Here is an 11,914-nt window from a genome sequence, read left to right as displayed (position 1 = left end):
CTGTGGCCCGCCCGGCGGACCCGGGCGACGGGAGTACAGTGCGGCACTCCCGGACCCGGACCACCGGGCGAACGTACGTCCAGCGTTCCGTGCACCACTGATGTGGCACTGATACCGGTCTGATCGGGCCAAGGTCGCCCCGGCGGCCGGTACCCGGGCCGCCCGTGCGGCCACTCAGGCGGTCGCCTCGGCGCGCAGGCGGTCGTCCAGGGCGCGCACCGCGGCGTCGGCGGTCTCGGCGACCTCGGCGTCGTCGGGGGCGCCGATGACGGCCATCAGCTGCTCGACCACGGCGTGCGAGAGGTCCTCGGTGGACTGGCTCATCTCATCGTCTCCTTATCGATGCGGGGCGGGGTGGAGCGGGGGTCAGAACGCCTTGCAGGCGCGGAAGATGTGCGCGAAGCCGGGCAGCGAGGCCTCGGGTCCGTCGAAGGCGACGTACTCGGGGATCGACAGATCGGGGGCCCACTTCTGCTTGTACGACAGCTGGGTCTGCGCCGGGTACAGCGCCGCGCCCTCGGCCCACAGGGCGTGCATCAGCCACTGGAACGCCGGGCTGTGGCCCTCCAGTTCGTTTCGGGCGTCGAGCCCGGTGAACGGCGTGAAGCCGAAGTGCAGCCACTCGACGCCCTCGGCCCGGAAGACCTCGATGGCGTGCGCGTTGATGGCCTCCATCAGGCCGGGCGAGCCCTCCGGGATGCGTCGGCTGAGGTCGTGCATCCAGCCGGCCCGGCTGCCGTAGACCGGCGAGTACGAGATGTAGGCGACCGGCTCGCCGTCGATGGTGCCGCTGAACAGCCGGCGCTGGGCCTGGGCGGGCCCGCCGATCTGGCCGACCAGGAACTCCAGTTGCTGCGCGCCGCCCTTGGAGCCGAGCCACGCCTTGTCGATCACGGCGATGTGGTCGGCGACCTCGGCCGCGTCCACCTCCTGGATCTGGAGGCCGTTGCGCAGCGCGCGGGAGATCTTGTTGCGCAGCTGCATGAACTTGGTGCCGCGCAGCGTGAAGTCCGCCAGGCTGACCGCCCAGGAGGCGCCGATCTGGTTGACGACGCAGCCGCGCGCCGCGTACCGCTCGGCGTCGGCCCGCTGGAGCTGCACGCCGACCAGGCTCAGGCCCTCGTCCCGGACGTAGGTCCGGAAGGCGTCCAGGAGGGTGTCGTAGTCGCCCTCGGCCGCGAACGGCCCGCCGAACTGCACGGCCCAGCGGCCGGTGCGGCGGTAGACGACGACACCGTCCACGCCCGGGACGGTGAAGACACTGTTTCCGCTGTTGAGCGCGAGGAAGGAACTCGGGTTCTCGCTCGTGGTGTGGGCGCGTATCGCGTCGAGAATCAGACTGTCCGCACCGGTCTCGGTGGTGATCGCGGTCATTCCCTTACCCCTTTCGGGAGCGTTTTCCGTCAAAGGGAGTACAGCACCGTGACGTTGCCCTGGAAAAGAGCAGTTGGGCATTCATTTACCTGTGTCAGAACCGCGTCAGCATTCCGTCAGCCCTTACTGGCAATGTGGTTGACGTGAACGGCACCGGAATCCGGAGCCGCAGTTCACATCCTGGCCTCTACGCCACGGCCGGAACCATGGCTGGACGCGCTTCCCGCCCCGGGCGGCGGGAAATATCAGGCGTCCGTCCATGAATTCGGCACCACCCAGAAGCCGCCGGCCGCCCCCCGTCCCGGCGGAACTAACGCCCCGGCGGGCCGCGGTACAGATCGAGGCCCGCCGGGGCATGGCGCGTTCGGCCATTCTTTCTTTCACGGCAGCACCACTCCGGAAACACCATCGGCGAGGAATTGTCACCTAGGGGGAAAGATATGCTGAGGTTCTCCGTTCTCGGAGCGCTGGAGATACGCACCGCCGCCGGTGAGGCGGACGTGAGCGGCGATCTCCAGCGCACTCTGGTGCAGACCCTGCTGGTCAGCGAGGGCCGGCCGGTGTCCGGGGAGAGCCTGGCGGAGGAGATGTGGGGCGATACCTTGCCCGACCACCGGGCCAACGCCCTCCAGGCACACATCAGCCGACTGCGGCGCAGACTGCGGGCGTTGGAACCGGACCGCCCGGCCTCCCGGGTGACCATCCACCCGGCCGGCTACCGGCTCAGCGTCGGCGAGGGCGAGTTGGACGCGGCGGAGTTCGTACGGGCCGTACGGCAGGCCGAGTCGGCGGGCCCGCGGGACGCGGAGCGCGCCGCCCGGATGCTCGGCGAGGCGCTCGCCCTGTGGCGGGGCCCGGTGTTCGGCGGCTTTCCCGGCGGCACCATGTGCCAGCTCGCGGGGGCGCGGTACGAGGAGTACCGGATGCGCGCGATGGAACTGCGCTTCGACGCCGAACTGCGGCTGGGCAGGCACGCCTCGGTGCTCGCGGAGCTGGCCGAGGCGCACACCAACCATTCGCTGCGCGAGCGCTTCTGCGAGCAGCTGATGGTCGCCCTGTACTGCTCGGGCCGGCAGGCCGACGCGCTCGACGTGTTCCGCCGGATGCGCCGGAGGCTGGACGAGGAGCTGGGGATCCAGCCGTCGCCCGCGCTGCGCAAGGTGGAGCTGGCGATCCTCTCGCACGATCCGGCGCTCACCGGCGATCACCTGGCCCCGACGGCGTTGCAGCTGGTGTGACCGTGACGGGCGCGGCGGGCCGGATCGTAAGCGGCCCGTCAGCGCCCGGTCAGACCGCGTTGCCACGATCGGGTCCGGATCGCACCGGCGGCGGCCCGGCGCGGGCAGCGTCCGATGTCACGTCACCTCACCGCAGAGGCAGGCAGAGATGAAGTCCCATATCGCGGAACTGGTCGGCATACGCGAGAGCGTGCTCGCCGGCCCGAGCGAGAAGGCGACCGCGGCGCAGCACGCCAAGGGCAAGCTGACGGCACGGGAGCGGATCGAGCTGCTCCTTGACCCCGGTTCCTTCCAGGAGGTCGAGCCGCTGCGGCGGCACCGCGCCACCGGCTTCGGCCTGGAGGCGAAGAAGCCGTACACCGACGGTGTCATCACCGGCTGGGGCACGGTCGAGGACCGTACGGTCTTCGTCTACGCGCATGACTTCCGCATCTTCGGCGGCGCGCTGGGCGAGGCCCACGCCACCAAGATCCACAAAATCATGGACATGGCCATCGCGGCCGGCGCGCCGCTCGTGTCGCTGAACGACGGCGCGGGCGCCCGCATCCAGGAGGGCGTGACCGCGCTCGCCGGCTACGGCGGCATCTTCCGCCGCAACACGGCCGCCTCCGGAGTGATCCCGCAGATCTCCGTGATGCTCGGCCCGTGCGCGGGCGGCGCGGCGTACTCCCCCGCGCTGACGGACTTCGTCTTCATGGTCCGCGAGACCTCGCAGATGTTCATCACCGGGCCCGACGTGGTCAAGGCGGTCACCGGCGAGGAGATCACCCAGAACGGCCTGGGCGGCGCGGATGTGCACGCCGAGACGTCGGGCGTCTGCCACTTCGCGTACGACGACGAGGAGACCTGCCTGGAGGAGGTCCGCTACCTCCTCTCGCTGCTCCCGGGCAACAACCGGGAGAACCCGCCGCGCACGGAGTGCTCCGACCCGGCCGACCGGCGCTGCGAGGCGCTGGCCGATCTGGTGCCGGAGGACGGCAACCGGCCGTACGACATGACGAAGGTGATCGAGGAGATCGTCGACGACGGCGAGTTCCTGGAGGTCCACCAGCGCTGGGCCCGCAACATCATCTGCGCCCTCGCCCGCCTCGACGGCCAGGTCGTCGGCATCATCGCCAACCAGCCGCAGACCCTGGCCGGCGTCCTCGACATCGAGGCGTCCGAAAAGGCCGCGCGCTTCGTGCAGATGTGCGACGCCTTCAGCATCCCGCTGGTCACCCTGCTGGACGTGCCGGGCTTCCTGCCGGGCGTCGGCCAGGAGCACGGCGGCATCATCCGCCGCGGCGCGAAACTGCTGTACGCCTACTGCAACGCGACCGTGCCGCGCATCTCGCTGATCCTGCGCAAGGCGTACGGCGGCGCGTACATCGTCATGGACTCCCAGTCGATCGGCGCCGACCTGACGTTCGCGTGGCCGACGAACGAGATCGCGGTGATGGGCGCGGAGGGCGCGGCCAACGTCATCTTCCGCCGCCAGATCGCCGACGCCGAGGATCCCGAGGCCATGCGCGCGCGGCTGGTCAAGGAGTACAAGTCCGAGCTGATGCACCCCTATTACGCCGCCGAGCGCGGCCTCGTCGACGACGTCATCGACCCCGCCGAGACCCGCGAGGTCCTGGTGCGGTCGCTGGCGATGCTCCGCACGAAGCACGCGGAGAGCCCCGCCCGCAAGCACGGCAACCCCCCTCAATGACGGAGGTCCCCATGTCCGTGTCCACCCCCTCCCCCACTCCCCCCATCCGGGTCGAGCGGGGCGAAGCCACCGACGAGGAACTGGCCGCCCTGACCGTCCTCCTGCTCAGCCGCAGCGCCCTGCCGGGCCCCGGCACCGACACGTCCTCCCCGGGCACGACGTCCTGGCGCCCGCACTCCTTCCACGCGCCGCACAGCTGGCAGCGCGCGTAAGCGCCCGGACGGCCCGGGGAGGCGCGGCACCGGTACGGGTGCGCCCGCCCCGGGCCCCGGCTCCCGCGCGGCCGCCCCACCTCACCCCCGGACCAGGGTGACGTCCTGGTCGGCGGTGGCGTGGAACACCGGCAGCGGCACCAGTCCCACCGGGCGCAGTTCCATCACCGTGGCCTGGACGTGGGCCGTGCCGGGCGTGAGGGTCTCGCCGCTGACCTGGCCGGAGTTGGACCAGGTGTGTGTCGTGCCGTCGCAGCGCGCGACGGTGCCGCCGATGCCGTGCCTCACCCGGGGGTCGCGCCGGCTCAGGGCGGACGTCACGAAGACCGGGCCGGTGTTGCCGGCGCAGCGGTAGGTGCCGGTCAGGGTGACGGTGCCGTCGGCGGCGAGGCGGCCGACCGTGTCGACGGTGACGAACTCGCCGGGCGCGGCGTGGGCCGGTGCCGCGGTGCGGGCCGATCCCGCGGCATGGGCCGGTGCCGCGGCGAGGGTCAGCAGGGCGGCGGCGCCGAGGGCTGCGGCGAGGGCGGGGCGGACGGGCATGGATACCTCCAGGTTTGCACCGTTTCGGGGGCCTCCACTGGTACCCGTCGCCCACCCCGGCGGGCGTGACCGTCACCCGGGCGGTGGCGCGTCACGGCAGTACGGCGAACCCGTCCAGCTCCACCAGCGCCGTTTCGTCCCACAGTCGTACGACCTGAACGACGGCCATCGCCGGATAGTCCCGGCCCGCCGCCGCACGCCACAGCCGCCCCAGTTCCCGCGCCTGCGCGCGGTACGCGGCGACGTCCGTGGCGTACACCGTGACCCGGGCCAGATCCGCGGGGGTGCCGCCGGCCGCGCGCAGGGCGGTGAGCAGATTGGCCAGCGCCCGCTCGAACTGCTCGGCCAGTGTGTCACCGGTGATCTTCCCGTCGGCGTCGAGCGCGGTCTGCCCGGCGAGGAACACCACCCTGGACCCGGTCGCGACGACGGCGTGCGAGAACCCCGTGGGCGGGGCCAGCTCGGGCGGGTTGACACGTTCGGCGGTCACCGGGCCTCCTGATCCTGAGCGGCGTACAACTCCTTGGCGATGATGCTCCGTTGGACCTCGCTGGCGCCCTCGTAGATGCGCGGCGCCCGCACCTCGCGGTAGAGGTGTTCCAGCAGATGACCGTGTTCGAGGGCGCGCGCGCCGTGCAACTGCACGGCGGTGTCGACGACATGCTGCGCGGTCTCCGTCGCGAGCAGCTTGGCCATCGCGGAGCGCCGGGGCACATCGGGCGCGCCCTCGTCGTACGCGCTCGCCGCCGCGTACACCATCAGCCGGGCCGCCTCGGTGCGCAGCGCCATCTCCGCGACCTGGTGCGACACCGCCTGGAGATCCATCAACCGGCCCTTGAACGCCTGCCGTTGCCGGGTGTGTGCCACGGTCGCGTCCAGCGCCGCCTGCGCCATGCCCACCGCGAACGCCCCGACGCTGGGCCGGAAGAGATTGAGCGTCCCCATCGCGACGGCGAAGCCCCGGTCGACCTCGCCGAGCACATCGTCCACGGTGACGGGCACCGCGTCGAAGCCGAGCGCGCCGATCGGGTGCGGGGAGATCATCTCCAGGGCGCGGCCGGTGAGTCCGGGCCGGTCGGCCGGGACCAGGAACGCCGTCACACCCCGGGCACCGGCGCGGGGCGCGGTGCGCGCGAAGACGGTGTAGAAGTCGGCCTCGGGCGCGTTGGAGATCCAGCACTTCTCCCCCGTGAGGCGCCACTTGCCCGCCCCGTGCTCCTCGGCCGCGAGGGCCAGCGCGGCCGCGTCCGAGCCCGCGCCCGGCTCGCTCAGCGCGAAGGCCGCGACCGCGTCGCCGTCGGCGACCCTCGGCAGCCAGCGCTCCCGCTGCGCCGGGCTGCCGTGCGCGTGCACGGGGTGGGCGCCGAGCCCCTGGAGGGCCAGCGCGGTCTCCGCCTCCGTACAGCCCTGCGCCAACGACTCCCGCATCAGGCACAGATCGAGCGCGCCGGACGTGAACAGCTTGGCCAGCAGGCCGAGTTGGCCCAGCTCGGCCAGCAGGGGCCGGTTGACGCGGCCGGGGGCGCCCTTGTCGGCGAGCGGGCGCAGCCGCTCGGCGGCGAGCGTCCGCAGGCGCGCGCACCAGGCCAGCCGCTCCGGTTCGAGTGAGAATGCGGGCACTGCCGGTCCTCCCTCCGGGACGGACCACGGCGACCGTCCACCCGACGACGTTATCGCGCACAGTTGACTGCCGTCACCAACACGATACGCTCCCCCCACGAGCCCACCAGGAATGCCCGTCCGGACGTGCGTCACGGCAAGGGGGCAAAGCCATGCATCTCTCGGCCCACGTGGACACCTTCGCGCGCGACCATCTCCCACCGCCGCAGGAGTGGCCCGAGCTGCGCTTCGACCTGCCGGAGCTGCGCTATCCCGCCCGGCTGAACTGCGCGGTGGAGCTCCTCGACCACGCCGACGGCGCCCGCCCGGCCTTCCGCACCCCGGACGGCCCGGCGTGGACGTACGACGAGCTGCGCGCCCGCGTGGACCGGATCGCCCATCTGCTCACCGGCGAGCTGGGCGTCGTACCCGGCAACCGGGTGCTGCTGCGCGGCCCCACCACCCCCTGGCTCGCGGCCTGCTGGCTGGCGGTGCTGAAGGCGGGCGCGGTCGCGGTCACCGTGCTGGCCCAGCAGCGCCCGCACGAACTGGCGACCATCTGCGAGATCGCCCGGGTGGACCACGCGCTGTGCGACGTCCGCGCGGTGGACGACCTGGCGAAGGCCGGGATCCCCGGGCTGCGCATCACGACGTACGGCGGCGACAGCGCCGACGACCTCCTCCACCGCTCCGCGCCCGCGACCCCCTACCCAGCGGTCGACACCGCAAGTGACGACGTCGCCCTGATCGCCTTCACCTCGGGCACCACGGGACGCCCGAAGGGGTGCATGCACTTCCACCGGGACGTACTGGCGATCGCCGACACCTTTTCCCGGCACGTCCTGCGCCCCCGCCCCGACGACGTCTTCGCGGGCAGCCCCCCGCTCGGCTTCACCTTCGGCCTCGGCGGCCTGGTGATCTTCCCCCTGCGGGCGGGCGCGAGCGCGCTGCTGCTGGAACAGTCCGGCCCCCGCCGTCTGCTCCCCGCGATAGCCGAGCACCGGGTCTCGGTCCTGTTCACCGCCCCGACCGCCTACCGCGCCATGCTGGACGAGCTGGACGGCCATGACCTCTCCTCGCTACGGCGCTGCGTGTCGGCCGGGGAGAACCTGCCCGCGGCGACCTGGCGGGCGTGGCACGAGCGCACCGGGGTGCGGATCATCAACGGCATCGGCGCGACCGAGCTGCTGCACATCTTCGTCTCCGCCGCGGACGAGGGGATACGACTGGGCGCCACGGGCGTGCCGGTGCCGGGCTGGCAGGCGCGGGTGCAGCACCCGGACGGCACCCCGCTGCCGGACGGCGAACCCGGGCTGCTGGCCGTGCGCGGCCCGGTCGGCTGCCGCTATCTGGCGGACCCCCGCCAGCGCCAGTACGTGCGCGGCGGCTGGAACATCACCGGCGACACGTACGTCCGTGAACCCGACGGCTACTTCCGCTACGTGGCCCGCGCCGACGACATGATCATCTCGGCCGGGTACAACATCGCGGGGCCCGAGGTGGAGGACGCCCTGCTGCGCCATCCGGACGTGGTGGAGACGGCGGTGGTCGGCCGCCCGGACGAGGTGCGGGGCCAAGTGGTGGTCGCCTACACGGTGCTGCGCGAGGGCGCGCGCCCCGACCCGGAGGCGCTGCGCGCGTTCCTGACCGCCGAACTGGCGCCGTACAAGTGCCCGCGCGAGTTCGTCTTCCTCTCCGCCCTCCCCCGCACCGCCACCGGCAAGTTGCAGCGGTTCCGCCTACGCACCCCAGGTGACCAGCAGTGATGCCGACGACCTAAGATGATCATCGTGTCCGAGCAGCACGCCCCCAGATCACTCATCGTCACGCTCTACGGCGCGTACGGCCGCTCCATGCCCGGTCCGGTGCCCGTCGCCGAGCTGATCAGGCTGCTGGCCGCGGTCGGCGTGGACGCGCCCTCCGTACGCTCCTCGGTGTCCCGCCTCAAGCGCCGCGGCCTGCTCCTGCCCGCCCGCACGGAGGCCGGCGCCGCCGGCTACGAACTCTCGCCCGAGGCCCTGCAGTTGATGGAGGACGGCGACCGGCGCATCTACGCCGCCGCGCCGCCCGAGGACGCGGGCTGGGTGCTCGCGGTCTTCTCGGTGCCGGAGACGGAACGCCAGAAGCGCCATGTGCTGCGCTCCCGCCTGTCCGCCCTGGGCTTCGGCACGGCGGCCCCCGGCGTCTGGATCGCCCCGTCCCGTCTCTACGAGGAGACCGAACACACCCTGCGCCGACTGCACTTGGACCCGTACGTCGACTTCTTCCGCGGCGACCACCTGGGCTTCGCCCCCACCCCCGAGGCGGTCGCCCGCTGGTGGGACCTCGCCTCGATCGCCAAGGAACACCTCCGCTTCCTCGACACCCACGCCCCGATCCTCCGCGCCTGGGAACGCCGCGCGGACACCCCGCCGGAGGACGCCTACCGCGACTACCTCCGCACGCTCGACTCCTGGCGCCATCTCCCCTACACCGACCCCGGCCTCCCCACCGACCTCCTCCCGGCCGACTGGCCGGGCGTGCGCTCCTCGGAGGTCTTCCGGGCCCTGCACGAGCGACTGCGGGACGCGGGCGCGGAGTTCGCCCGGCCGCCCTCCTGAACCGGCGGCGGGCCGGGGCCACTCAGCCGAAGCCGACGCCCCCCGACCCCTTGGCCCCGCTCCCTGACCCGCCCTCAGATCCGGCCGCCGGTCAGCCGGGTGATCGGCCCGTGCGTACGACGCCCGGCCCGGCGCCCCGCGAGGTACGAGGCCGCCCCCAGCGCCGACAGGGCGACTCCCGCCCCGGCGGCGACGGCCTTGCGCCGGGCGACGACGGTCCACGCCGTCCTGGCGAATCCGACGGCGTGCCCCGACGCGGCGACGACAGCCCGCCGCCCCGCCTGGACGCGCTGCGCCGCGCCCTGCACGACCGCGGCTCCCGCCCCCGCCGTACGCTCGGCCACCCCCACGGCCTCCGACGCCACGTCGTCCGACTTCTCCGCGGCCTTCCCTGCCGCCTTCGCCGCCGGCGCGGTCACCTTGGCGGTCGCCCGCCGTGCCTTGTTCACGGAATCCTGACTGGTGTCACTGTTCGTCTGAGTCATGAACTCCGCGTTGCCGCTGGCGCGGAGGACAAACTCATCGAGGCGTACCGGGCGTTGACGGGCCCGGGTCGGCGGCGGCTGCCGGCCGCTCGTGATCGGCTTGTCCGCTCTGGGCGCTCAAGATCATGGATGATCCGCCCACCCGCGTCGGGAGCAGGGCGCGCCCTGGTGGGCGGAAAGGGTGTCTCTGCCGGGGGTACGCGGGGCTAGGCGGCCTTGGAGCGTGGCCCGCGGGTGTTCGAGAGGGGCGGCTGGGCGTCGTCCGGCGGGAAGGTGTCGGCCTCACCGAAGTCGGGGGCCTGGAAGGGGTTGGTCGCCGGGGTCGGCGATGCCGAGGCGGGGCAGCGGGGCTGCCCTTCCGGGGCGGAGAACAGCGATGTCGAGTCGATGAGTGGGCTCTCTTTCGTGACAGGTCCCCGAACGGGGTCCTGGTGTGCCGTGACCGGGCACAGCGGTACTACAGCTTGGTCATCTTGCTGTACGGGCTCAAGATCCGCATCTGCGAGGAGCCGAAGTCCACGAGGGCCGCGACGCCCTCCTCGATGCCGATCACCCGGCCGAGACCGTACATGTCATGCGTGACCTGATCACCCAGGGCGAAGTGCTTGGGAACCGGTGCGACCGGGGCCTTGAAGGGGCTCGTCGGCAGGTGGCGCTTCGGCGCAGGAGGCTTTGTCATGGCTCATTATGCGCCTTCGCGCAACCCGTTCGCTGTGGCCGTCGGCACAATTCCGGCCACTCACACCCCCTTCACGCCCCTGACCTGCGGTTTCGAGCGGTGGCGGGGCGAAATTGGGCCGTAGATCTAAACTCACGGGTTGCGATCAGCCGGGCTGTCGGTCAAGGGGGGCTTACGTGAGGGTGAGGCAGGGCGCGGTGCCGCGCGGCATGCGGTTCGGGCCGCGGGTCGGGGTGATTCCCGCCGTCTTCTGGGGCATCTTCTTCCGCTTCGTGGCGGTGGCTCCGTTCGGGCCCGGTCCGCTCGCCGTCCTGCGGCCGGGGCTGATCGCCGTGGTGGGCAGCCTGGCGGCAGGAATACTGCTCGGCGTGCCGATGGGGGCGGCGCTCGCGGTCGCGCCGCGGTGGCTGGTCGCCCGCGGCCCGCTGCGGGGGCTGCCGGCGGCGGTCCTGGCGGGAGTGCTGTTCCAGGCCGAGGTGGCGGTCGTGGCCGTGGTCACGGAAGGCGGGTACGGGCCCACCCTGCTGGCCTTCCTGGCGACGCCGGTCGTGGCGGTCGCGGCGGCGGTGCACAGCGACGACATCGCGGGGCGGACCCGCCGCCACCCCTGGCTGTGGTCTCCCGGCACGGTCCGGTCACTGGTCGATCTCTGGGCCGCGCCGGACAGTTGGGGAAGCAAAGGGCGGCGGTTGCTGCGCATGCTGTGGTAGCCCGGCGGGAGGGCCGGGCCCCGAGGATCAGTAGAGGAACGGTGGCGAGGGGAGCGTCGCGGCGTGGTCTACGGCCAGGCCGGTGCCCGGGGAGCGGCCCAGCAGCCAGGACAGGAGGGCGTGTTGGGGGCCCGCCACCGTCGGCGGCAGGCGTTCGGTCCCGATGGTGTGGCGCGCGCCCGTGTCCGTTGCCCGTAGGCGCATCGCGGGGGCGTTCTCGCGGGCGGTGAACGACGCCACGACCCGGCCCAGCATCGTGCTCACGAAGTCCGGCGGCCAGTCGGCCGGGGTGTAGCCCGCGTCGAGGTCGGCATGGTGGATCAGCAGCTCGCTCAGGCGGGCGTCGGCGGCGCGGGCGGCGGGATGCTCCTGGCCGCGGGTCCAGCGGACCGGGCGCTGCCATGCCTCCGGCGGCATCCGGCGGTACTCGGCCTCGAAGGCGTCGGCGCAGGCCCTCAGGTCGGCCAGGAGTTCGGCGGCGGTACGGCCCGCGCCCGATGCGATCTGCTCGTCCCGGGCGGTCAGGCTCGGGTACTCCGGTGTCTTTGTCCCGGTCCTGGCCCAGCTCAGCAGGTTCCGGCCGCCGTCGGCGTTGCGGGCCAGGTGGGTCAGCACATGGCCCCGTGACCAGCCCGGCAGCAGCGACGGCGCGCGGACGTCGTCATCGGTGAACGCGGCCGCCGTGGCGAGGAGTCGAGAGGTGGCGCCGGTGATCCGCGCCAGTGCCGTCGCGGGGTCGAAGTCCGTACGGTCCCTCGTCATGTCGTCGCCTCCGGGAGCA

14 protein-coding genes are annotated in these 11,914 nt (G+C 72.7%); 6 read left to right on the top strand and 8 right to left on the bottom strand.

Features of this window, described 5'->3' with window-relative positions:
* Window positions 1-174: 174 nt before the first annotated feature.
* Window positions 175-324 carry a hypothetical protein gene (locus tag ACLF5H_RS35645; protein ID WP_421680140.1) on the bottom strand — a complete coding sequence of 50 codons (150 nt, stop codon included), beginning with the start codon at window positions 322-324 and terminating at the stop codon, window positions 175-177.
* Between the two features lie 42 nt (window positions 325-366).
* Window positions 367-1,374: a DUF2156 domain-containing protein gene (locus tag ACLF5H_RS35640; protein WP_421680139.1), complete on the bottom strand. Its 1,008-nt coding sequence runs from the start codon at window positions 1,372-1,374 to the stop codon at window positions 367-369.
* A gap of 440 nt (window positions 1,375-1,814) precedes the next feature.
* On the opposite strand from ACLF5H_RS35640, the gene ACLF5H_RS35635 reads away from it, so the two are divergent.
* From ACLF5H_RS35635 to ACLF5H_RS35625, 3 genes are all read left to right on the top strand, one after another.
* Window positions 1,815-2,612, top strand: coding sequence for an AfsR/SARP family transcriptional regulator (locus ACLF5H_RS35635; protein WP_421680138.1), 798 nt, complete (start codon window positions 1,815-1,817; stop codon window positions 2,610-2,612).
* Window positions 2,613-2,760: 148 nt separating this feature from the next.
* Window positions 2,761-4,305, top strand: coding sequence for an acyl-CoA carboxylase subunit beta (locus tag ACLF5H_RS35630; RefSeq protein ID WP_421680137.1), 1,545 nt, complete (start codon window positions 2,761-2,763; stop codon window positions 4,303-4,305).
* Between the two features lie 11 nt (window positions 4,306-4,316).
* Window positions 4,317-4,517, top strand: a complete 201-nt coding sequence (locus ACLF5H_RS35625; protein WP_037654298.1) for an acyl-CoA carboxylase subunit epsilon — start codon at window positions 4,317-4,319, stop codon at window positions 4,515-4,517.
* 81 nt (window positions 4,518-4,598) lie between these two features.
* Here ACLF5H_RS35625 and ACLF5H_RS35620 read toward each other — a convergent pair whose 3' ends face one another.
* The 3 genes from ACLF5H_RS35620 to ACLF5H_RS35610 all read right to left on the bottom strand — a co-directional run bounded on the left by ACLF5H_RS35620 (window position 4,599) and on the right by ACLF5H_RS35610 (window position 6,680).
* Entirely contained in the window at window positions 4,599-5,060 is a 462-nt protein-coding gene (locus tag ACLF5H_RS35620; RefSeq protein ID WP_421680136.1) for a DUF6299 family protein, read from the bottom strand.
* 91 nt (window positions 5,061-5,151) lie between these two features.
* Window positions 5,152-5,550 carry a RidA family protein gene (locus ACLF5H_RS35615; RefSeq protein ID WP_421680135.1) on the bottom strand — a complete coding sequence of 133 codons (399 nt, stop codon included), beginning with the start codon at window positions 5,548-5,550 and terminating at the stop codon, window positions 5,152-5,154.
* Window positions 5,547-6,680: an acyl-CoA dehydrogenase family protein gene (locus ACLF5H_RS35610; RefSeq protein WP_421680134.1), complete on the bottom strand. Its 1,134-nt coding sequence runs from the start codon at window positions 6,678-6,680 to the stop codon at window positions 5,547-5,549. Before ACLF5H_RS35610 ends, ACLF5H_RS35615 begins: the two co-directional genes overlap by 4 nt.
* Before the next feature lie 152 nt (window positions 6,681-6,832).
* Here ACLF5H_RS35610 and ACLF5H_RS35605 point away from each other — a divergent pair, with 152 nt between their 5' ends.
* Entirely contained in the window at window positions 6,833-8,425 is a 1,593-nt protein-coding gene (locus tag ACLF5H_RS35605; RefSeq protein ID WP_421680133.1) for an AMP-binding protein, read from the top strand.
* A gap of 15 nt (window positions 8,426-8,440) precedes the next feature.
* Entirely contained in the window at window positions 8,441-9,259 is an 819-nt protein-coding gene (locus tag ACLF5H_RS35600) for a PaaX family transcriptional regulator C-terminal domain-containing protein (RefSeq protein ID WP_421680132.1), read from the top strand.
* Between the two features lie 74 nt (window positions 9,260-9,333).
* Here ACLF5H_RS35600 and ACLF5H_RS35595 read toward each other — a convergent pair whose 3' ends face one another.
* Both ACLF5H_RS35595 and ACLF5H_RS35590 read right to left on the bottom strand, forming a co-directional pair.
* Window positions 9,334-9,708, bottom strand: a complete 375-nt coding sequence (locus ACLF5H_RS35595; RefSeq protein WP_421680131.1) for a hypothetical protein — start codon at window positions 9,706-9,708, stop codon at window positions 9,334-9,336.
* 493 nt (window positions 9,709-10,201) lie between these two features.
* A complete protein-coding gene (locus ACLF5H_RS35590) occupies window positions 10,202-10,423 on the bottom strand; it encodes a hypothetical protein (protein ID WP_046422025.1) in 222 nt (73 codons plus the stop codon).
* Window positions 10,424-10,599: 176 nt separating this feature from the next.
* Here ACLF5H_RS35590 and ACLF5H_RS35585 point away from each other — a divergent pair, with 176 nt between their 5' ends.
* The gene (locus ACLF5H_RS35585) at window positions 10,600-11,133 is read left to right on the top strand and encodes a hypothetical protein (protein WP_421680130.1); all 534 of its coding nucleotides are present in this window, start codon (window positions 10,600-10,602) and stop codon (window positions 11,131-11,133) included.
* A 27-nt stretch (window positions 11,134-11,160) separates the two neighbouring features.
* Here ACLF5H_RS35585 and ACLF5H_RS35580 read toward each other — a convergent pair whose 3' ends face one another.
* Window positions 11,161-11,895 (bottom strand): maleylpyruvate isomerase family mycothiol-dependent enzyme, encoded by a 735-nt coding sequence (locus ACLF5H_RS35580; RefSeq protein WP_421680129.1) that lies wholly within the window; start codon window positions 11,893-11,895, stop codon window positions 11,161-11,163.
* Between the last annotated feature and the right edge of the window lie 19 nt (window positions 11,896-11,914).

Origin of the sequence: Streptomyces sp. LaBMicrA B280, assembly GCF_049222185.1 — a bacterium.
Lineage (GTDB): Bacteria > Actinomycetota > Actinomycetes > Streptomycetales > Streptomycetaceae > Streptomyces > Streptomyces murinus.
Note: the sequence above shows the minus strand (reverse complement) of the source record. Positions and strands in the feature narration are given on the sequence as shown.

What these genes read in the sequence shown, in the direction of transcription:
- ACLF5H_RS35645 (WP_421680140.1), bottom strand. Translation starts at nt 324, where the DNA reads ATGAGCCAGTCCACCGAGGACCTCTCGCACGCCGTGGTCGAGCAGCTG.
- ACLF5H_RS35640 (WP_421680139.1), bottom strand. Translation starts at nt 1,374, where the DNA reads ATGACCGCGATCACCACCGAGACCGGTGCGGACAGTCTGATTCTCGAC.
- ACLF5H_RS35635 (WP_421680138.1), top strand. Translation starts at nt 1,815, where the DNA reads ATGCTGAGGTTCTCCGTTCTCGGAGCGCTGGAGATACGCACCGCCGCC.
- ACLF5H_RS35630 (WP_421680137.1), top strand. Translation starts at nt 2,761, where the DNA reads ATGAAGTCCCATATCGCGGAACTGGTCGGCATACGCGAGAGCGTGCTC.
- ACLF5H_RS35625 (WP_037654298.1), top strand. Translation starts at nt 4,317, where the DNA reads ATGTCCGTGTCCACCCCCTCCCCCACTCCCCCCATCCGGGTCGAGCGG.
- ACLF5H_RS35620 (WP_421680136.1), bottom strand. Translation starts at nt 5,060, where the DNA reads ATGCCCGTCCGCCCCGCCCTCGCCGCAGCCCTCGGCGCCGCCGCCCTG.
- ACLF5H_RS35605 (WP_421680133.1), top strand. Translation starts at nt 6,833, where the DNA reads ATGCATCTCTCGGCCCACGTGGACACCTTCGCGCGCGACCATCTCCCA.
- ACLF5H_RS35600 (WP_421680132.1), top strand. Translation starts at nt 8,441, where the DNA reads ATGATCATCGTGTCCGAGCAGCACGCCCCCAGATCACTCATCGTCACG.
- ACLF5H_RS35590 (WP_046422025.1), bottom strand. Translation starts at nt 10,423, where the DNA reads ATGACAAAGCCTCCTGCGCCGAAGCGCCACCTGCCGACGAGCCCCTTC.
- ACLF5H_RS35580 (WP_421680129.1), bottom strand. Translation starts at nt 11,895, where the DNA reads ATGACGAGGGACCGTACGGACTTCGACCCCGCGACGGCACTGGCGCGG.